Annotated in this window: 20 protein-coding genes; 13 read left to right on the forward strand and 7 right to left on the reverse strand. The window is 68.8% G+C overall.

The window, feature by feature from the left end; translation table 11 throughout:
- Nucleotides 1-133: 133 nt before the first annotated feature.
- Both ACQEU1_RS34585 and ACQEU1_RS34590 read left to right on the forward strand, forming a co-directional pair.
- Nucleotides 134-775, forward strand: a complete 642-nt coding sequence (locus ACQEU1_RS34585) for a hypothetical protein (RefSeq protein ID WP_433210691.1) — start codon at nt 134-136, stop codon at nt 773-775.
- The gene (locus tag ACQEU1_RS34590; protein ID WP_433210693.1) at nt 768-1,217 is read left to right on the forward strand and encodes a hypothetical protein; all 450 of its coding nucleotides are present in this window, start codon (nt 768-770) and stop codon (nt 1,215-1,217) included. The genes ACQEU1_RS34585 and ACQEU1_RS34590 overlap by 8 nt, the downstream gene beginning before the upstream one ends.
- Here ACQEU1_RS34590 and ACQEU1_RS34595 read toward each other — a convergent pair.
- Nucleotides 1,214-1,705, reverse strand: coding sequence for a beta-class carbonic anhydrase (locus tag ACQEU1_RS34595; protein ID WP_433210694.1), 492 nt, complete (start codon nt 1,703-1,705; stop codon nt 1,214-1,216). The genes ACQEU1_RS34590 and ACQEU1_RS34595 overlap by 4 nt on opposite strands.
- 119 nt (nt 1,706-1,824) lie before the next feature.
- Nucleotides 1,825-2,973 carry a ricin-type beta-trefoil lectin domain protein gene (locus ACQEU1_RS34600; protein WP_433210696.1) on the reverse strand — a complete coding sequence of 383 codons (1,149 nt, stop codon included), beginning with the start codon at nt 2,971-2,973 and terminating at the stop codon, nt 1,825-1,827.
- Nucleotides 2,974-3,160: 187 nt separating this feature from the next.
- Between ACQEU1_RS34600 and ACQEU1_RS34605 the strand changes: the two genes are divergently transcribed.
- The gene (locus ACQEU1_RS34605) at nt 3,161-4,723 is read left to right on the forward strand and encodes a serine/threonine-protein kinase (RefSeq protein WP_433210698.1); all 1,563 of its coding nucleotides are present in this window, start codon (nt 3,161-3,163) and stop codon (nt 4,721-4,723) included.
- Here the strand turns inward: ACQEU1_RS34605 and ACQEU1_RS34610 are convergent, their stop codons facing one another.
- Entirely contained in the window at nt 4,724-5,086 is a 363-nt protein-coding gene (locus ACQEU1_RS34610) for a winged helix-turn-helix transcriptional regulator (RefSeq protein WP_394622218.1), read from the reverse strand.
- Between the two features lie 104 nt (nt 5,087-5,190).
- Between ACQEU1_RS34610 and ACQEU1_RS34615 the strand changes: the two genes are divergently transcribed.
- The gene (locus tag ACQEU1_RS34615; RefSeq protein ID WP_433210700.1) at nt 5,191-6,090 is read left to right on the forward strand and encodes an NADP-dependent oxidoreductase; all 900 of its coding nucleotides are present in this window, start codon (nt 5,191-5,193) and stop codon (nt 6,088-6,090) included.
- Here ACQEU1_RS34615 and ACQEU1_RS34620 read toward each other — a convergent pair.
- Nucleotides 6,087-6,344, reverse strand: coding sequence for a DUF2631 domain-containing protein (locus tag ACQEU1_RS34620; RefSeq protein ID WP_433210702.1), 258 nt, complete (start codon nt 6,342-6,344; stop codon nt 6,087-6,089). The two genes, ACQEU1_RS34615 and ACQEU1_RS34620, sit on opposite strands and share 4 nt — an antisense overlap.
- Before the next feature lie 321 nt (nt 6,345-6,665).
- On the opposite strand from ACQEU1_RS34620, the gene ACQEU1_RS34625 reads away from it, so the two are divergent.
- Nucleotides 6,666-7,805, forward strand: a complete 1,140-nt coding sequence (locus tag ACQEU1_RS34625; RefSeq protein WP_433210704.1) for an ABC transporter ATP-binding protein — start codon at nt 6,666-6,668, stop codon at nt 7,803-7,805.
- A complete protein-coding gene (locus tag ACQEU1_RS34630) occupies nt 7,798-8,928 on the forward strand; it encodes a polyamine ABC transporter substrate-binding protein (RefSeq protein ID WP_433210706.1) in 1,131 nt (376 codons plus the stop codon). Before ACQEU1_RS34625 ends, ACQEU1_RS34630 begins: the two co-directional genes overlap by 8 nt.
- On the opposite strand, the gene ACQEU1_RS34635 is transcribed toward ACQEU1_RS34630, so the two are convergent.
- A complete protein-coding gene (locus ACQEU1_RS34635; RefSeq protein ID WP_433210708.1) occupies nt 8,915-10,027 on the reverse strand; it encodes a cytochrome P450 in 1,113 nt (370 codons plus the stop codon). The two genes, ACQEU1_RS34630 and ACQEU1_RS34635, sit on opposite strands and share 14 nt — an antisense overlap.
- Nucleotides 10,002-10,541, reverse strand: a complete 540-nt coding sequence (locus ACQEU1_RS34640) for a TetR/AcrR family transcriptional regulator (RefSeq protein ID WP_433210710.1) — start codon at nt 10,539-10,541, stop codon at nt 10,002-10,004. The genes ACQEU1_RS34635 and ACQEU1_RS34640 overlap by 26 nt, the downstream gene beginning before the upstream one ends.
- 114 nt (nt 10,542-10,655) lie before the next feature.
- Here ACQEU1_RS34640 and ACQEU1_RS34645 point away from each other — a divergent pair, with 114 nt between their 5' ends.
- The 4 genes from ACQEU1_RS34645 (at nt 10,656) to ACQEU1_RS34660 (ending at nt 14,626) form a co-directional block, all read left to right on the forward strand.
- Nucleotides 10,656-11,495 (forward strand): ABC transporter permease, encoded by an 840-nt coding sequence (locus ACQEU1_RS34645; RefSeq protein WP_433210712.1) that lies wholly within the window; start codon nt 10,656-10,658, stop codon nt 11,493-11,495.
- On the forward strand, nt 11,492-12,301 hold the full coding sequence (locus ACQEU1_RS34650; RefSeq protein WP_433210714.1) for an ABC transporter permease: 810 nt from the start codon (nt 11,492-11,494) through the stop codon (nt 12,299-12,301). Before ACQEU1_RS34645 ends, ACQEU1_RS34650 begins: the two co-directional genes overlap by 4 nt.
- A 73-nt stretch (nt 12,302-12,374) precedes the next feature.
- Nucleotides 12,375-13,979, forward strand: a complete 1,605-nt coding sequence (locus ACQEU1_RS34655; protein ID WP_433210716.1) for a sensor histidine kinase — start codon at nt 12,375-12,377, stop codon at nt 13,977-13,979.
- Entirely contained in the window at nt 13,976-14,626 is a 651-nt protein-coding gene (locus ACQEU1_RS34660) for a response regulator (RefSeq protein WP_285638736.1), read from the forward strand. Before ACQEU1_RS34655 ends, ACQEU1_RS34660 begins: the two co-directional genes overlap by 4 nt.
- A gap of 120 nt (nt 14,627-14,746) precedes the next feature.
- Here the strand turns inward: ACQEU1_RS34660 and ACQEU1_RS34665 are convergent, their stop codons facing one another.
- On the reverse strand, nt 14,747-15,013 hold the full coding sequence (locus ACQEU1_RS34665) for a GlsB/YeaQ/YmgE family stress response membrane protein (RefSeq protein ID WP_433210718.1): 267 nt from the start codon (nt 15,011-15,013) through the stop codon (nt 14,747-14,749).
- A gap of 135 nt (nt 15,014-15,148) precedes the next feature.
- On the opposite strand from ACQEU1_RS34665, the gene dxr reads away from it, so the two are divergent.
- Genes dxr through ispG form a run of 3 tightly spaced genes read left to right on the forward strand, consistent with a single transcriptional unit; the run spans nt 15,149 to nt 18,685 of the window.
- Nucleotides 15,149-16,279: a 1-deoxy-D-xylulose-5-phosphate reductoisomerase gene (gene dxr / locus ACQEU1_RS34670; RefSeq protein ID WP_433210720.1), complete on the forward strand. Its 1,131-nt coding sequence runs from the start codon at nt 15,149-15,151 to the stop codon at nt 16,277-16,279.
- Between the two features lie 7 nt (nt 16,280-16,286).
- Nucleotides 16,287-17,504, forward strand: coding sequence for a M50 family metallopeptidase (locus ACQEU1_RS34675; protein ID WP_433210722.1), 1,218 nt, complete (start codon nt 16,287-16,289; stop codon nt 17,502-17,504).
- Between the two features lie 50 nt (nt 17,505-17,554).
- Complete coding sequence (ispG, locus tag ACQEU1_RS34680; protein ID WP_433211962.1) at nt 17,555-18,685, forward strand: flavodoxin-dependent (E)-4-hydroxy-3-methylbut-2-enyl-diphosphate synthase; 1,131 nt, start codon at nt 17,555-17,557, stop codon at nt 18,683-18,685.
- Nucleotides 18,686-18,720 lie beyond the last annotated feature (35 nt).

The following is an 18,720-nucleotide window of genomic DNA, read 5'->3' on the forward strand; positions in this document are numbered from 1 at the left end:
CCCCCTGAAGACGTGGTCTGCAATCCTTCGGAACGTAGCACTGTGACCGATCGGTTACACAGAGTTTCATCAGGTCGGGCGACGGACGTAAATCTGTCGCCCGGGGTGGAGGGGCGCTCTAGCGTTGCCCGCGATGAAACTCGAGGGGGAACGCTGGCGCACGCTCGTCAGCACAGTGCGGCTGGGCAAGGACGAGTACCGGGTGGTGCGACCTGCCCGGCCGCTGAAGCACGCGCCGCTGTACGAGGGGTACATGGGCGTCGAGTCCCGCGTGGACAAGTCTGCGGCGCGCGAGATCGCGATGGCGTGGGCGTTCGCGATGCGGTCGCCGCGCACGCTGGTGTACCTGCCGTTGAAGCAGAGCGACCGGGCGTGCTCGTGGAGCGACGGGCCTTTCCTGGACCTGGTGCTGATGCACCACAGCCTGGGCTTCCGGCTGTCGAAGTGGCAGGAGGTCCGCGCGAAGCTGCGCGGCGGGCGGCCGCACACCGTTGTCTGCCAAGGGTTCGGGCCGGAACCCGACTACAGCCGGCTCTTCCACCGGGACAACAGGGACCTGCTGCGCGGCGAGGTCGTGGGGGAGACGGTGTTCGTCGTCGGCAGTGCGCCGGCCTTCCACGTCGGCGGGCAGGAGTTGCTGCGGCTGGTCGAGGACTGCCCGCGGCACATGCACGAGAGCCCGGGCACCCATTGCTGCGCGGAGATCACCGAGAGCCGGCGGCACTGGAAGTGGCTGCACGTGGTCTACTGCGACGAGCATCGCGTGCATGCCTGAGGGGGCAACGAAAATGGGCGTCCTGTACGACTACTTCGCCGCGCCGACGGACGAAGCCGCCGCCACCGCGATCGACGGCGGGCCGGTGGGCCGGTTCCCGACGGTCGAGACCAAGTCGCTCGACCCGGCGGTCGTCATGGGGCAGTTGGAAGAACTGCTCACCGGGCGGTCGTACGACGAGATCTCCGACGACCCGCGGTGTGCTGACGACATCGCGATCGAGCACGACGGCGAGGTGCTGGTCCTCACGGTCACCGACGGCCTGCGGGACGTGCTCGCGGACGCCGGTGACCTGGACGAGGTCGCGGTGCGGTGGGCGGGGATCGAGGAGCTGGAGGGCTTCGACCCGAAGGTGCTCGCCGAGATCCTGAAAGACCTCAAAGCCCTTGCCGTGCAGGCGAAGGAGAACGGCGAACGGCTCTACTGCTGGGCCTGCGTCTAGGGCTTCACCTCGGTCAGCTCGCCCGTCGCCACGTCGAACACGAAGCCGCGCACCGAGTCCTTCACCGGCACGAACGGGTTGCCGGTGATGCGCGAGACCGACTGCCGCACGTCCTCCTCCAGGTCACCGAACGCCTCGGCGGACCAGGCGGGCTTCACGCCGACCTCGTCCTGGATCGACCGCTTGAAGTCGTCGTCGGTGAACGTCAGCATGCCGCAGTCGGTGTGGTGGATCAGGATGATCTCGCGCGTGCCGAGCAGGCGCTGGCTGATGGCGAGCGAGCGGATCTCGTCGTCGGTCACGACACCGCCGGCGTTGCGGATGACGTGCGCCTCGCCCTCCTGCAGGCCCAGCACGCGGTACACGTCGATGCGGGCGTCCATGCACGCCACGACGGCCACGTGCTTGGCGGGCGGTAGCGGGAGCGGCCCGGAGAACTGGGCGGCGTAGGCGGCGTTGTTGGCGAGCAGTTCGTCGGTCACCGACATGGTTCAAGTCCTCTCACCTGGATGTATAGGTGAGCAAACTGTCGTATGCGCATACCCGCAACAGCGCCCGGAGGTTGGGAAAGGCCCCCACTCAGACACAAGCGGGGGCCGACACATCTCTAGAGCGTCCAGTTCTGGTTCGCGCCGCCGGTGCACGTCCAGATCTGCAACCGCGTGCCGTCCGCGGAGGAGTTGCCGGCCGCGTCGAGGCACTTGCCGGACTGCGGGTTGCGCAACGTGCTGCCGACCCGCGTCCACACCTGCGCGCCGGTGCCGTTGCACGTCCAGAGCTGCACCACGGTGCCGTCGGCAACGCCAGAACCGTTGACGTCCATGCACTTCCCGAACGCGCGCAACGTGTCGCCGACGCGCGACCACTGCTGCGCACCAGTGCCGTTGCAACCCCAGAGCTGGATCGCCGTGCCATCAGCGGTGCCGGAGTTGCTCACGTCAACGCACTTCCCGCCAATGCCCACAACGGTTCCGGAGCCACCACCCGACGACAGGAACTGGCTGCGCGCGACGTTCCAGCGCGTGGCCAGATACGAACCGGCAGCGGGGTTGGTGTGGAAGTAGTCGTTGCCACCGCAGTCGATCTGGTTCTCCGGCGCGCCGGGACAGACCTTCACCAGGCCGCCAGGCGGGTTCGGGATGCCGCCGTCGTCGTAGCACATGATGTCCTCGTCGTCCCAGCAGTGGCCGAACGCCGTGGAGTTCGGCGCCGACCGCTGCACGGCGCCGAGCGTGTGCAGGAGTTCGTGGGCGCTCGCCTGCCACGTCCAGCAGCCCGTGCCCACGGCGGCGTACGACGGCCCGGAGTTGTAGCCGTTGTCGGCACCCGGACGGTCGTCGCCCGGCGCGCCCCACGCCACCCCGCAGCCACCGGAGTCGTGCCAGAACAGGTACTTGCGGTCGGTGCGGTTGTACCCGCGCGCGGCCAGCTGGTCGGCGACGGCCGAGGGCGACGACATCGCCGACTGCGGCACGACAACGTTGTCCACCTTCGCCCGGCAGTCGGGCTGCGTCACGAACCGCACGTGCCGCACGCCGCCGCCGAGCCGGGAGGCCGCCTCGACGAACGCGTTGTCGATCTGGTCGGCGAACGACTGGAACTGGCCCACGAGCTGCGAGTACCGGTCCGGCGACTGGTCACCGCGCACGTACACGGCCTGCACGCGCTTGCCGCTCACGCCGTCGCCGTCACACACGACGGACTGCGCGGACAGAGCGGGGGAGGGCTCGCGGAACTCGTCCGGGAGGTCGTCCACGATCGGACTGAACAGGGTCAACGCCGCTAACAACACGCCAAAAGACATGAGAGACCGCCTTCAACGCGAGGGTGCAGGGGAAGCGGTCTAGACCTTCTCGAACGGTAGCGAACCCGGCACGCACTGTCAGCGGACAGAACCGGACAGGAAACCGGTCGATCCGGACGGGCGGCTACCATGCCGCGACGTGGGGGAAGAAACGAGGCTGGTCGCGGGCAGATACGCGACGATCCGGGAGCTGGGCCGGGGCGGCATGGGGGTCGTCTGGCTGGCCGAGGACAGGGTCATCGGACGGCAGGTCGCGCTCAAGGAGCTGCGCACGACCGAGTCCGAACGCGTGCTCCGCGAAGCACGCACGGCAGGACGGCTGAACAGCCCGAACGTCGTCGGCATCTACGACGTCATCGTCGAGCACGGCGCGACGTACCTGGTCATGGAGCTCGTCGAGGCGCCGACGCTCTCCGAGGTCATGACCCGCAGGCAGCTCACCGAGGACGAGGTCGCGGACATCGGCCTGCAGACCCTCAACGCGCTGGAGGCGGCGCACGCGGCGGGGATCGTGCATCGCGACGTCAAGCCCAGCAACATCATGGTGCTGCCCGACGGACGCGTGAAGCTCGCCGACTTCGGCATCGCCCGCGCGATGGACGATCCGGGCATCACGGCGACCGGCGGCATCATGGGGTCGCCCGGCTACATGGCGCCGGAGTTGTTCGCCGGCAAGCAACCTTCACCCGCGAGCGACCTGTGGGCGTTGGGCGCCAACATGTTCCACGCCGCCGAGGGCCGTTCGCCGTTCCAGCGCGACACGACCGCGGCCACCATGCACGCGATCATGTACGAGGAGCCGGTCCTGCAACGGACCAGCGGCCCGCTCGCCGACACGATCATGGCGTTGCTGACCCAGGACGACACCCACCGGCTCACGGCCGCGCAGCTCAAGCAGCGGCTCAGCGGTGCCACGGCGGTGGTCAAGCCGCTCACGCCGTCCGAGCAGACCGTCGTCATCGAGCCGGTCACCAGCTACGTCACCCCGCCCACGCCGACGCACGCGGACTGGGACGACAAACCCAAGTCGCGCAAGAAGATCGGCGTGTTCGCGGGTGCGGCGGCCGCACTGGTCGTGATCGCGCTGACAGCCGTGTTCGTCCTCAAACCCGATGCGCGGCAAGGAACCGCGTCCGCGCAGCAGGGCGTGAGCTCGGCCCAGCCGACCGAGACCACGATCAGCAGCACGGTGTCCAGCGCACCGGCGAGCAGCAGCAGCGCGGCACCCAGCAGCAGTTCCGCAGCGCCGTCCAGCAAGGCGTCGCAGTCCGTCCAGGCACCACCGCCGCAACCGACGACGACGCAGCCGAAGCCGCCGCGTCAGACCGTCGCGCTCACGCGGCACATCAAGAGCGGCACCAACTTCCACTACAGCGGCACCCCGCAAGTGGCCACGCCGGCGGGCTTCACCGCCGAGAACACCGGCGGCCTCGGCAAGCTCATGGTGAACGAGGAACCCAACACCCGGATCCTCTACGCCTGCCGCCTCACCAACTCCGAGGACCACATGACGTCGACGCAGCCGAACTGCGAGGGCCAGACCGTCCTCGGCAAGCTCGGCTACGTCTTCAGCGCCCAGCCGGCGGACGTCCCCGTGCTCCCGATCTACCGGTGCCTGTTCAAGGGCGCGCACTTCGACTCGACCCTCGCGAACTGCGAGGGGCAGCAGGTCGAGTTCCAACTGGGCTGGACGGTCCGCTGATCAGCGGGCGTTAGCTGGTTCCAGGCCGACGGGTTCCGAGCTGTCGAACGTCTCGCGCGCCTCGGCCACCGACTCGTAGTTCCGCTGTGCCCACAACCGCAGCGCGGCCAGCGGCTCGGTGACGCTGCGCCCGAGCTCGGTCAGCTCGTACTCGACCCGCAACGGCACCGAGGGGTACACCGTGCGCGTGACGAGTCCATCGCGTTCGAGAGTGCGCAACGTCTGCGTGAGCATCTTCTGGCTGATGCCCTCCAACCGGCGCTTCAACTCACCGAAGCGGCGCGGCCCGTCCTCGAGGTCGCCGATCACCAGCGCCGTCCACTTCGACGCGACCATGTCCAGGAGGTCGCGGCACGGGCACATCTTGAGGTAAACGTCCCTGATCACGGCATGGTTTCTACCAGGTACCTAGTGCACAAGATAGTGCCTGATTGCTGACAGAGACCTGGTCTCCCAGACTAGGTGCCATGCGAGCGATCATCCAGAACGAGTTCGGCGGCCCCATCTCCCTCACCGACGTCCCAAAGCCTGCCCCACTGCCGACGGAGGTGCTGGTCAGGGTGCACGCGGCTGGCGTCAACCCGGTCGACTGGAAGACCCGCGCGGGCAGCGGCATGGCGGGCGTGCAGACGTTCCCGTTCATCAACGGCTGGGACGTCTCCGGCGTGGTCGAGGAGGTCGGCTTCGGCGTCACGACCCTCAAGCCGGGCGACGAGGTCTACGGCATGCCGTGGTTCCCGCGCGCCGCGAGCGCCTACGCCGAGTACGTCACGGCCCCGTCGCGTCACTTCGCGAAGAAGCCGAAGAGCCTGACCCACGTCGAGGCGGCCGCGCTGCCGCTGGCCGCGCTCACCGCCCACCAGATCCTCATCGACACCGCTGACGTGCAGAAAGGCCAGAAGGTCCTGATCACGGCCGCGGCGGGCGGCGTCGGTCACCTGGCCGTGCAGATCGCGAAGGCCCACGGCGCGCACGTCATCGGCACCGCGCGCGAGCCCAAGCACGCGTTCCTGAAGGACCTCGGCGCGCACGAGGTGGTCGACTACACGAAGGGCGACTACGAGGGCACCGACGTCGACCTTTTCGTGGACCTGGTCGGCGGTGCGTCACCGGCCTCGGTGCGGCCCGGCGGGTTGTTCGTCGGCGTGCCGTCCGGAGTGGACAGGCCGATCCGCGACGACATCAGGACCAGCCCGATCCTGGTCGAACCCGACCGCGCCGGCCTGGAGGCGATCACGGCGCTGGTCGAGTCGGGCGAGCTCAGGGTGCACGTCGCGGCGACGTTCCCGCTGGCGGAGGCCGAAAAAGCGCATGCCCTGGGCGAGACGGGTCGCACCCAGGGCAAGATCGTGCTCGAAGCCGTCTAGCGACGCCAGGGCTTCTTGCGGCGCGCGGCGTCCCACACCAGCAGCGCGATGATCGTGATGCCGGCCGCTACCAGCCAGATGTTCTCGGTCTGGCCGTGGTGGTTGCCGATCAGCATCAGGAAGCAGAAGATCGCGGAGAGCCAGCCGGCGATGCGCGTGCCCTTGGGCAGCTGGCCGTGCCAGCCCCACTCGTGCGACGGCTCCTCGTGCGGGTCGACGGCAGGACGCTTGTCCAGTTCCGAGGACGTGGCCACGGTTTCCTCCACTGCTCATCCGGATTACGAGGTCATCGTCGCACATGTGGCCCGGCCCGGATGTGTGAGGTCGCGCGCGCACGACTGACGGGCGAGGTCGGACGGGTCCAGGCCCTGTCCTGCAAGTCCGTCGGGCGGCAGTGGCGGCCGAGGGACCCGGAGGCGGCACCGCCACGATGCCCGAATACCTCCGGTATGAGGGCATCGCGGCGGCACCGCCTCCGGCTCGCTCACCCGCGCCTGCCACCTGACAGACTTGCAGGACAGGGCCTAGGCTCTGCGCGGCTCATCCGTCCGATCTCCACGAAGGTGCCCTCGACCTTGACCGGCTTCTCTCCCGCCGAGGCCTCCACCCCGGACACGTTCGCCCCCGTCGAGATCGGTCTCCACGGCGTGCGCAAGCGCTTCTCCGACCAGGTGGCGGTGGACGGCATCTCGCTCAACGTCCACGAGGGCGAGTTCTTCTCCGTCCTCGGCCCGTCCGGCTGCGGCAAGACCACGGTCCTGCGCATGATCGCCGGGTTCGTGGACCCCGACGAGGGCCGCATCGAGCTCGACGGCAACGACATGGTGGGCGTCCCTCCGTACCGGAGGGACGTCAACACCGTGTTCCAGTCGTACGCGCTGTTCCCGCACATGTCGGTGTGGGACAACGTCGCGTACGGCCTCAAGCGCAAGAAGGTGCGCGGCGACGAGCTGAAGAAGCGCGTCGGCGAACACCTCGAACTGGTGCGCCTCTCGCAGTTCGCCAAGCGCAGGCCCACGCAGCTTTCGGGCGGTCAGCAGCAGCGCGTGGCCATCGCCCGTGCGCTCGCCGCGGGCCCGCAGCTGCTGTTGCTCGACGAACCGCTGGGTGCGCTCGACGCCAAGCTCCGCAAAGAGCTCCAGATCGAGCTGATGCGCATCCAACGCGAGGTCGGCACGACCTTCCTGTACGTCACGCACGACCAGGAAGAGGCGCTGGTCCTCTCGCACCGCATCGCCGTGATGAACGCGGGCAAGATCGAGCAGGTCGGCTACCCGGAGGACGTCTACGAACGGCCGGCGACGCGGTTCGTGGCGGGGTTCATCGGCACCTCCAACATCCTCGACGCCGAGGTGTCCGGTGTGGACGGTGGGCTGGTCTCGCTGAAGGCGACCGGCGCCACGAACCTGCGGGCGAAGTTCGCCGGCAGCGTCGCGCAGGGCAAGAAGGTCGCCGCGACCGTCCGCCCGGAGAAGGTGCACCTGTTCAACGAGACCGCCGAGACGCCGGCGGGCTGGTGCGTGCTGCAGGGCGTCGTGCAGGACGTCGTCTACACAGGCGTTTCGACGCAGTTCGTCGTCGGCACCCCTGGCGGTGTGCTCACGGCGTTCGTGCAGAACGCCCAGCGCATCGACGACGCGGGCGCGCCAGGCCAGACCGTGCGGATGGCGTGGGACCCCGAGTTCACCGTGTTGCTGGAGTCCGGCGATGGGTGAGCTGCGGATCGCCCGGCTGTGGGACGTCGACAGCCCTCGGGTGACCCGGCGCACGATGCTCGGTTCGATGGCGTTCTTCGCGCTGGCCGCCTGCGCGGTCGGCCCGGCGCCGACGAACACCGGTGGCCCCAGCGCGGGCAGGGCCGTCAACCTCACCGACGAGCCGAAGCTCAACTTCTACAACTGGACCGACTACATCGCGCCGGAGACGTTGCCGGGCTTCACCTCGATCAGCGGCATCGAGGTCACCTACGACAACTTCTCCACCAACGACGAGATGGAAGCCAAGATCGCGTCCGGCCAGGCGGGCTACGACCTGGTGGTCCCTTCGGACAACTTCCTGCGCAGGTTCCTGCGCTCCGGCCTGCTCCAGCCGCTCGACCACGACGCCATCCCGAACCTGCGCAACCTGGAGCAGCGGTTCGTCGAGGCCGAGTACGACCCCGGCAACAGGTTCTCCGTGCCGTGGGCCTGGGGCACCACCGGTCTCGCGTACTCGAAGTCGCAGATCGGCGGAGAGGTGACGAGCTTCGACGCGTTCGACCTGCCGAACGCCCAGGGCCGCAGCTCGATCCTGGACGAGGCCCGCGACGGCATGGCGATCGGGCTGCTCAAGCTCGGCCACGACCCGAACACCACCGACCCGAAGCAGATCGACGACGCGGCGAACTTCCTGCTGTCGTTGAAGAAGAAGCTCGGCCAGATCAACTCGGACGTGATCGAACCGCTGACCTCCGGCCAGGTCCGGCTCGCCCAGTCGTACTCCGGTGACGCGTTCCAGGCCGCCGGCACCAACGACGACATCGGGTACGCCATCCCGTCCGAGGGCGGACTGTCCTACGTGGACCTCCTGGTCATCCCGAAGGACGCGCCGCACGCCGGCAACGCGCACCGGTTCATCGACCACATCCTCGGCGCCGAAGCGGGTGCGGCGCTCTCCAACGCCGTCCGGTACGGCAGCGCCAACGCCGCCGCGAAGCCTTTGATAGACAAGGAACTGCTGGACAACCCGGTCGTCTACCCGCCGGACGACCAGCTGGCGAAGCTCCCGTTCACCAAGGACCTCGGCGGCGACGCCGAAGCGCTCTACGCGGACGCCTGGACGAAGGTCAAGACCGGCTGACCGGGAAGCTCCTCATCCCCCTGATCACCACCGAGTCGCGGTACCCGATCTCACCGGTCTGCCGCAGGTCCGGCATCTTGCGGGCCAGCGCGCGGAACGCCACGTCGCCCTCCATGCGGGCGAGCGTCGCGCCCAGGCAGTAGTGGATGCCGCTGGAGAACGCGAGGTGCTCGGGCTTGTGCACGCGCATGACGTCGAACCGGTGCGCCTCCGGGTAGACCTCTGGGTCGCGGTTCGCGGCGGCGAGCAGCAGCGTGACCATCTCGTCCTTGCCGATCCCGTCGACCTGCTCGTGCGCGATCCGGCTGGTCAGCTGCACCGGCGGCGCCCACCGCAGCGTCTCCTCGACCACGGCCGGCGCGAGGTCGGGATGCGCCTTGAAGAGCTTCCACTGCGCCGGGTGGTCGAGCAGCGCGCGGGTGCCGTTGCCGATCAGGTTGACCGTGGTCTCGAAGCCCGCGACCAGCAGCAACACCAGCGTGCCGAGCATCTCCTGAGGCGTCAGCCGTTGTTCGGCCTCCGCGGCGACGAGTGAGCTGATCACGTCGTCGCCGGGCGTCCTGCGGCGTTCCGCGATGAGGCGGTCGAACAGCGCGAGCACCTTGTCGTTGGCGTTGGCCATCTCCAGCGTGACCCCGCTGTCGAACGACGCCGCGACGAGCGCGCCGTAGTCCGCGAACTCGGCGGTGTCGGCGTCCGGGATGCCCAGCAGGTCGCTGATCACCGAGATCGGCAACGGCGCCGCGAAGTCCGCGATCAGGTCGAACTCGTCTTTGTCGAGCAACGACTCCGCGACCTTCTCGACGCGGGCGCGGTAGGCGTCGATCTTCTTCGGGCTGAACGCCGGCGTGGCGATCCGGCGCAACCTGGTGTGGTCCGGCGGGTCCTGCTCCAGGAACGACTCGGGCAGCAGGCTCCCGTTGGCCGGGTAGCTGCCGTCGGAGAAGCGGACGCCGAACCGGCGGTCGCGCAGGATCCTGCTGGCCAGCGGGTGGCTCGTCGTCACCCACATCCCGCCGTCCTGCGTCAACGGGCCGTGTGCGCGCAGCCGTTCGTAGATCGGGTGCGGGTCTTCATGTCCGGTCAGTTGCTCCAGCACTTGCTACCCCCTCGAACACCGTGGTGAGCACGAACCGGGGAGCGTCCAGCGGCGCGAGACGGCCGATGCTGATCGCTTCCCAGGCGTTGAAGAGCCCGGCGTAGAGGGTGTGCAGGATCCACCACGCGGGCAGGTCGCGGCGCAGTCTCGTGCCCTGCAGCCGGGTGATCAGGTCGAGCACGGGCGCGTCCATCGCCTCGATGCGGGCCCGCAGCTCCTCGTCGCGTTCGAGGCCGGGGAAGCGGAGCAGGAACTCCACCCGCGGGCCGAGCGCGACCAGGCGCGTCATGAGGTCCTCGAGCGCGTCGTCGCGGCCGAAGTCCACCTGGCAGGCCACCGAGTCGATCAGGTCGAGAGCGTCGTTCGCGACCGCGCGGACCAGCGCCGTGCGGGTCGGGAAGCGCTTGTGGAGTGTGGTCCTGCCGACACCTGCCGCCCGTGCGACGTCGCCGAGCGACGCGGTCGGGTCCTTGAGCAGCACAGACGTGGCCGTCTGGAGCAGGTGAACATTCATGTTCACAACGGTACACGGATGTTCGCTCGGCTTGGTGGCCGAAATCGGCGCAGCCCATTTCGGCCACCAAGCCGAGTCCTGGCTTCTAGGGGTGTTACGGCAGGATGTCGTTCCGTGCTCCGACGCTGGCTGAAAGCCAACGCCCTGCTCGTCCCCACCGGGGTCTGGCTGGGGTTCTTCCTGATCGCGCCGCTCGTCGTGGTCGTCGAGTTCAGCTTCGCGACGCGCGACACCGGCGTCGCGCGCGCCGTGCTGCCGTGGACGATCGACGCCTACCGGACCGCGCTCGACCCGGCGTTCCTGCCGATCTTCGGGCGGACCCTGCTGTACGCGGGGGCGACCACGGTGGCGTGCCTGCTGCTCGGCTTCCCGCTGGCGTGGTTCATCGCGCGGTACGGCGGGAGGTGGCGGACGGCGTTGCTCGCGGCGGTGCTGATCCCGTTCTGGTCGAGCTACCTCGCGCGGATCTACGCGTGGAAGGCGCTGCTGGACGGCGAAGGGCTCGTCAACACCGTGCTCGGGTGGGTCGGGCTGGGCCGCGACGGCGGGTTCCTGCTGACGCACGGCGCGGTGGTGCTCGGCCTGACGTACGGGTTCCTGCCGTTCATGGTGCTGCCGCTGTACGTGGCGTGCGAACGGTTCGACGTGCGGCTGGCGGAGGCGTCGTTCGACCTCGGGCACGGGCGGGTGTCGACGTTCTTCCGGGTGGTGCTGCCGGGCGTCATGAGCGGCGTGCTGGCCGGGTCGTTGCTGGTCCTGGTGCCGGCGGCGGGTGACTTCGTGACGCCGAAGCTGCTCGGCGGGGTGGAGCAGTCGACGTTCGGGTCGGTGATCGACGACCAGTTCCGCGGCGGCAACAACTGGCCGTTGGGCTCGGCGATGGCCGTGCTGCTGCTGGTGTTGGTCGTGGCCGTGCTCGTGCTGCGCGGACGCCGTGGGGAGGACGTGCTGTGACCCGTCGTCCGTGGGCGCTCGGTGCCGTGGTGGCGCTGGTGTTCCTGTTCTTGTACGCACCGATCGCGTGGCTCGCCATCGCGTCGTTCAACTCGTCACGGTCGTTGTCGCGCATCAGCGGGTTCTCGCTGCAGTGGTACTCGGAGCTGGCGGACGACACGCGCGTGTTCGCCTCTCTGGAACTGACGTTGCAACTGGCGTTGGCGTCGGCGGCGATTTCGACGGTCATCGGCACGTTGGCGGCCTTCGGGCTGCGGCGGGCGTTCCCCGGTCGTGGGCTGTGGACGGTGCTGTTGTCGTTGCCGCTCGTGGTGCCCGAGGTCGTCATGGGTGTGGCGATGCTGGGGTTCGTCGTGAAGCTCGCCGGGATTCCGCTGGGGTTCGGGGCGTTGCTGTTCGCGCACGTGGCGTTCTCGCTGAGCTTCGTGGTCGTGGTGGTGCGGTCGCGGGTGTCCGGAATGGACGTGCGGATGGAGGAGGCGGCGGCTGATCTCGGGGCGTCGCCGTTCGTGGCGTTCCGGACCGTGACGCTGCCGCTGGTGGCGCCCGCGGTGGCGGCGGGGGCGGCGTTCGCGTTCCTGCTGTCGTTCGACGACGTGGTGATCTCGTCGTACCTGACCGGGGTGGGCTCGACGACGTTGCCGGTGTTCGTCTACGCGCAGGCGTCGAAGCGCGGGATCTCGCCGGAGATCGTGGCGCTGTCGACGTTGATGGTGACGGCGACGGCGCTGCTGCTGATCATCGGCGTGGTGTTCGCCTCGTGGCGGGCGCGCAAGGCCGGATCGGTCGCGAAGCTGGCCGGCTAGTCAACTTTCGTCGCGCCGATTCGATACTCCAGCGTGCCGCGCGAGAGGTGGGACCTCTCGTAGCTTGGGCAGCGTGATTGATGCTGTGCGGGCGAGGGCGGAGGCGTTCCGCGCCGACGCCCTGGCCAGGCTCCGCGGCCTGACCCCGGTGCGGCTCGTCGGCGACCTGCTCGTCGTGGTCGCCGCGATCCTGCTGGACGTGTGGCCGGGACCGTGGTCCGAGACGAAGCTGTCCGGCTGGGCGCTCGCCGGTGTCTTCGCCATCTACGTCGTGCTGCTGCCACTGCGTCACCTGTTCCCGGCCACGGTGATGATCGGCGGGGCGGCGATCCCGGTCCTCGGGCCCGCGATCATGGTCGTGCTGAGCTACACGGCCGGCCGCCGGATCGAGTCGTGGGTCAAGGCCGTGGCGTCGGCGGTGCTCACGTTCGTGGTCGTGGCGGTGATGTGGGACTGGGTGGACCGGCCGCTCGACATCGAACCCGCCTACGGGATGCTCATCCTCATCACGATCTTCGGCGTGGGCGTGGCGCTGCCGTTCCTCGTCGGCCGCTACCTCGCGCAACGCGACGCGCTGGTGCAGGCCATGCAGGACCGCGAGGAACGGATGCGCGGCGAGCACAAGCTGCTGACGCGGCAGGTGCGTCTGCGCGAACGCAGCCGCATCGCCCAGGACATGCACGACAGCCTCGGCCACCGGCTGTCGCTGATCTCCGTGCACGCCGGGGCGCTGGCGCTCGACCCGTCGCTCGGCGAGAAGCAGCGCGAAGCGATCGGCGTGCTGCGCTCGGCCGCGTTGACCGGCATGGGCGAGCTGCGGTCGATCATCGGCGTGCTGCGTGCCGAGGACGGCCCCGACGACGACCCCGCCACCCGCACAGCGGAGTCCATCGACTCGTTGGTGAGCGATGCGCGCAAGGCCGGTGTTCTGGTCAGTCTGGTGCGCGGCGGACAAGCACACCCGTTGCCGTCGCGTGTCTCTCACGCCGCCTATCGCGTCGCACAAGAGGGCCTGACCAACGCCGCGAAGCACGCACCGGGCGCCGCCGTGCAGGTGACCGTGAAGTACGAACCGGACGCGTTGGTGGTGGAGGTGCGCAACAACCCGTCGCGCAACGGTTCCACCGCCGGCACACCTGGCGTCGGCCTCATCGGCCTCACCGAACGCGTGCGCGTGGCGGGCGGAATCCTGCACGTCGGCGCACTGCCGTCCGGCGGCTTCCGCATCGCCGCCGTGCTGCCCTACGAGGAGACCCCGCTCCCCGACGAGCCCGAGGACGAGCAGGACGAGACCGAGTCGCCGCGCGGGTTCCGCAAGTGGGCGGGCGTCGGCTCGATCGCGGGCGCGGCGCTGGTGCTGGCCGTGATCATCGGCGGCTTCACCTACCTCGGCGCGCAACCGGTGACCCAGGTCGTCTCGCAGGAGAACCTCGACCGCATCCAGGTCGGCCAGGCCGAGTCCGACGTGCTGGCACTCCTGCCCGCCGGCGACGAACCGCTGGTGGCGGACGGCGAACGCAGGTCGCAGGCCTCCCCGGAGCCCGCAGGCGCCCGGTGCGTCTACCACATCACCGACGAGCAGTCGTACCTCGCGAAGGGCACCCGAGTGGTGCGTTTCTGCTTCCGAGACGGCAAGCTGGTCGAGAAGAAGATCCACGTGCAGAGGACAGGTCAATGATCCGGGTGCTCATCGCCGACGACGAGCCGTTGATGCGCGCCGGCATCAAGGCCATCCTCGGCACCGCCGACGACATCGAGCTCGTCGCGGAGGCCGGCGACGGCCGCGAGGCGCTGCAGATCGTGCGCGAACGCCGCGTGGACGTGGCCGTGCTCGACATCCGCATGCCCCGCATGGACGGCCTGGCCTGCGCGAAGGAACTCCGCGTCGTCGCACCCTCTGTGCGCGTCGTCATGCTCACGACGTTCGGCGAGGACGACAACATCGTGCGCGCGCTGTCCGACGGTGCGGCCGGTTTTCTCCTGAAGGACTCCGCACCCGAAGAGCTCCTACGGGCCGTGCGCGCGGTCAACAACGGCGAGGCGTACCTCTCGCCGATGGTCACGTCACGCGTCGTCGGCATGGTCGCGACGTCGGGCCAGCCGAAGCGGCAGGAGGCGCAGAAGGCCGTCGAGGGGCTGACCGACCGCGAGGTCGAGGTGCTCGCGCTGCTCGGGCAGGGGATGTCCAACGCGGACATCGGCGCGAAGCTGCACATGTCGGAGGCGACGGTGAAGACCTACGTGTCGCGCCTGCTCGCCAAGCTCGGCCTGACCAACCGGGTCCAGGCAGCGCTGATGGCCAGGGACGCAGGCATCGCGAACTGACCCGAGAACCGGTCCGCGGGTTCGCTCCCCGGCGAACTCGCCGGAGTCTGCGAAGCAGCGACCAAAAACACGAGAGGCCGTTCGGGTGTCACCCGAACGGCCTCAAACGTTGTGGTGCGGCTAGGCGTGGCTTCGCCTGCCGGTGACCAGTCGGTAGATTCCCAGCAGGACTAGCGACCCGACGATGGCCAGCAGCCACGTCCGGATCTCGAAGAACGACCCGAGATCGGTCCCGAAGAGCGCGGACCCGATGAATCCGCCCAGGATCGCGCCGACGATGCCGATCAGCATCGTGATGATGATCCCGCCCGGGTCTTTGCCCGGCATGATCGCCTTGGCGATGGCTCCGGCCAGGAGGCCGAGCACGATCCATCCGAGGATGCCCACGGAGAGTCTCCTTCCAACGACTTGACGACGCTGGAATGCCCTCGAACTGGTGACTTCACACCTCCAAAACCACTCCGTTATCAAAGTAACGGGCTGTGCCGGGCTCTCAGGCACTCTCCGGAACAATGAGGGGCGATGAGTACTCCACGCACTGTCCTGATCCTCGGGTCCACCGGCTCGATCGGGACCCAAGCGCTCGACGTCATCCGGCGCAACCGCGACCGCTTCCGGGTCGTCGGGCTCGGCGCGGGCGGGCGTCAGCTGGACCTGCTGAAAGAGCAGGCGGCAGAGTTCGACGTACCCGTGGTGGCGGTGGCCAACGGGGCCGAGGTGCCCGGCGTCAGGACGCTGACCAGCATGGTCGACCTGATCGAGGCCGCGCCCGCGGACGTGGTCCTGAACGGCATGGACGGGTCCAGGGGGCTGGAACCGTCGCTCAAGGCCCTCGAGTCGGGGGCCACGCTGGCGCTCGCGAACAAGGAGTCGCTCATCGCGGGCGGGCCGCTCGTGCTGGGGGCGGCGAAGCCCGGCCAGATCGTGCCGGTCGACTCCGAGCACTCCGCGCTCGCGCAATGCCTGCGCGGTGGCACCGAGAACGAAGTGCGCAAACTGGTTCTGACGGCTTCCGGCGGCCCTTTCCGGGGCGAAACGCGCAAAGAGCTCGAAGCGGTCACCGTGGCCGAGGCGATGGCGCACCCGACGTGGTCGATGGGCCAGGTCGTCACCATCAACTCGGCGAACCTCGTCAACAAGGGCCTGGAGCTGATCGAGGCGCACCTGCTGTTCGGGGTCCCCTACGACCGGGTCGACGTCGTGGTGCACCCTCAGTCCATCATTCACTCGATGGTCACGTTCACGGACGGCTCGACGCTCGCGCAGGCGTCGCCTCCGGACATGCGGCTGCCCATCTCGCTGGGGCTGGGGTGGCCCGAGCGCGTCGCGGGCGCCGCGCCCGCCTGTACCTTTGACACCGCCACCGCGTGGACCTTCGAACCCCTGGACGACGTCACGTTCCCAGCGGTCGAGCTCGCGCGGCAGGCCGGCACCGCTGGCGGTTGCGCGCCCGCGATCTACAACGCCGTGAACGAGGAGGCGCTCGCCTCCTTCGTCGCCGGCAACACGTCGTTCCTGTCGATCGTGGACACCATCGGCCAGGTTCTCGGCGAGGCGAACGAATGGCATCACGACCCCGCGGACGTCGCGGAGGTCATGGCCGCCGAGGACTGGGCACGCGCACGCGCCCGCGAGCTGGTTGGAAGGAACTGAACTTCTCGTGAACACATTCATCAACATCCTCGGGGTGCTGTTGTTCGCGTTCGGCATCGCGGTGTCCATCGCGCTGCACGAGTTCGGGCACCTGCTGAGCGCGAAGGCCTTCGGCATGAAGGTCACCCGCTACTTCATCGGGTTCGGCCCGAAGCTCTTCTCGTTCCGCAGGGGCGAGACCGAGTACGGCCTGAAGGCGATCCCGGCCGGCGGTTTCTGCGAGATCACCGGCATGACGGCGCTGGACGAGGTGCACCCGGACGACCGCAAGCGCGCCTTCTACAACCAGAAGGTGTGGAAGCGCGTCATCGTGCTGTCCGCGGGGTCGATCACGCACTTCATCCTCGGCTTCATCATCCTGCTGATCCTCGCCATGTCGCTCGGCCTGCCGAACAACAAGGACCTGCCGGTGCTGGCGGAGATCTCGCCGTGCGTGCAGGACCACACCGTCGGCCTCACCCTCGACACGCCGTGCCAGCCCGGCGCCCCGGCCCCGGCCAAGGACGCGGGCCTGAAGCCCGGTGACGAGGTCACGTCGATCGCCGGCAAGCCGATCTCGACGTGGACCGAGATGCTCAAGGTCACCCGCGACCTGCAGGGCCCGACCGAGTTCAAGGTGCTGCGCGACGGCAAGGAGCTCACGCTCAACGTGAACGTGCCGCAGGTCACCCGCGAGGTGCTCGACGGCAAGGGCGGCCGCGAGGTCAAGGAAGTGGGCGCCATCGGCGTCACCTGGCAGCAGAACTTCGAGTACACCCCGCTCGCCGCGGTCCCGGCGTCCATCGCGTTCACCGGCGACATGTTCGTGAACACCTGGAAGGGCCTCATGCGCTTCCCGGAGCGCATCCCGGCCGTGGTCAAGGCCATCGGCGGCGGCGAACGCGACCTCGACACCCCGATCTCCGTCGTCGGCGCCTCCCGCCTGGGTGGCGACGCGGCCGAGCGCGGCCTGTGGGCGTTCTTCATCCTCATGCTGGCGGGCCTGAACTTCTTCGTCGGTGTGTTCAACCTCCTGCCGCTGCTCCCGCTTGACGGTGGTCACATCGCCGTCAACCTGTACGAACGGGTGCGAGACTGGTTGAGGAAGCTGCGCGGGAAGCCCGCCGGCGCCCCGGTCAACTACATGCGCCTGTTGCCGCTCACCTACGTGGTCATCTTCATCGGCGGCGCCATCACGCTGCTGACCGTGACCGCCGACATCGTCAACCCGATCAGGTTGCAATAAGTGATCCACGGAAAGGTGCACAACCCATGAGTGACGGCGTGATGCTCGGAATGCCGGCACTGCCGCCGCCGGTGCTGTCGGAACGTCGCAAGACCCGCCAGTTGATGGTGGGCAACGTCGGTGTCGGCAGCGAGTTCCCCGTCTCCGTCCAGTCGATGACGACGACTCTCACGTCGGACGTCAACGCGACGTTGCAGCAGATCGCGGAACTCACCGCGGCCGGCTGCGACATCGTCCGCGTCGCCTGCCCCTCGCAGGACGACGCGGACGCGTTGCCGGCGATCGCCAAGAAGTCCCAGATCCCGGTGATCGCCGACATCCACTTCCAGCCGAAGTACGTCTTCGCCGCCATCGAGGCTGGTTGTGCCGCTGTCCGGGTCAACCCCGGCAACATCCGCAAGTTCGACGACCAGGTGAAGGAGATCGCGGCCGCCGCCCGCGATCACGGCACGCCGATCCGCATCGGCGTGAACGCGGGCTCTCTGGACCCGCGCCTGCTCGCCAAGTACGGCAAGGCCACGCCCGAGGCGCTGGCCGAGTCGGCGATGTGGGAGGCGTCGCTCTTCGCCGAGCACGACTTCCACGACATCAAGATCTCCGTCAAGCACAACGACCCGGTCGTCATGGTGCGCGCGTACGAACTGCTGGCCGAGCAGTGCGACTACCCGCTGCACCTGGGCGTCACCGAGGCCGGCCCCGCCTTCCAGGGCACCATCAAGTCGGCCGTGGCCTTCGGCGCTCTGCTGCGGCAGGGCATCGGCGACACCATCCGGGTGTCGCTCTCGGCCCCGCCGGTCGAGGAGATCAAGGTCGGCCACCAGATCCTCCAGTCCCTCAACCTGCGCCCGCGCAAGCTGGAGATCGTCTCCTGCCCGTCGTGCGGCCGCGCCCAGGTCGACGTGTACACGCTCGCCGAGCAGGTCACGGCCGGTCTGGAGGGCATGGAGGTGCCGCTGCGCGTCGCCGTCATGGGCTGCGTCGTGAACGGCCCCGGCGAGGCCCGCGAGGCCGACCTGGGCGTCGCGTCCGGCAACGGCAAGGGCCAGATCTTCGTGAAGGGCAAGGTCATCAAGACCGTGCCGGAGCACGCGATCGTGGAGACGCTGATCGAGGAGGCCATGCGCCTCGCCGAGGAGATGGAACCGGTCGAGGGCGAGTCCCCGGCCGTCACCGTCGGCTGATCCCGGCTGAAAGCTCGTCTGAGGGGCCGCCTTTC

The sequence above is a fragment of the Lentzea sp. CA-135723 genome, from assembly GCF_050936595.1.
Classification (GTDB): domain Bacteria; phylum Actinomycetota; class Actinomycetes; order Mycobacteriales; family Pseudonocardiaceae; genus Lentzea.

What these genes read in the sequence shown, in the direction of transcription:
- ACQEU1_RS34610 (WP_394622218.1), bottom strand. Translation starts at nt 5,086, where the DNA reads ATGTGCCCGTGCCGCGACCTCCTGGACATGGTCGCGTCGAAGTGGACG.
- ACQEU1_RS34660 (WP_285638736.1), top strand. Translation starts at nt 13,976, where the DNA reads ATGATCCGGGTGCTCATCGCCGACGACGAGCCGTTGATGCGCGCCGGC.
- ACQEU1_RS34630 (WP_433210706.1), top strand. Translation starts at nt 7,798, where the DNA reads ATGGGTGAGCTGCGGATCGCCCGGCTGTGGGACGTCGACAGCCCTCGG.
- ACQEU1_RS34615 (WP_433210700.1), top strand. Translation starts at nt 5,191, where the DNA reads ATGCGAGCGATCATCCAGAACGAGTTCGGCGGCCCCATCTCCCTCACC.
- dxr (WP_433210720.1), top strand. Translation starts at nt 15,149, where the DNA reads ATGAGTACTCCACGCACTGTCCTGATCCTCGGGTCCACCGGCTCGATC.
- ACQEU1_RS34585 (WP_433210691.1), top strand. Translation starts at nt 134, where the DNA reads ATGAAACTCGAGGGGGAACGCTGGCGCACGCTCGTCAGCACAGTGCGG.
- ispG (WP_433211962.1), top strand. Translation starts at nt 17,555, where the DNA reads ATGCCGGCACTGCCGCCGCCGGTGCTGTCGGAACGTCGCAAGACCCGC.
- ACQEU1_RS34590 (WP_433210693.1), top strand. Translation starts at nt 768, where the DNA reads ATGCCTGAGGGGGCAACGAAAATGGGCGTCCTGTACGACTACTTCGCC.
- ACQEU1_RS34595 (WP_433210694.1), bottom strand. Translation starts at nt 1,705, where the DNA reads ATGTCGGTGACCGACGAACTGCTCGCCAACAACGCCGCCTACGCCGCC.
- ACQEU1_RS34640 (WP_433210710.1), bottom strand. Translation starts at nt 10,541, where the DNA reads ATGAATGTTCACCTGCTCCAGACGGCCACGTCTGTGCTGCTCAAGGAC.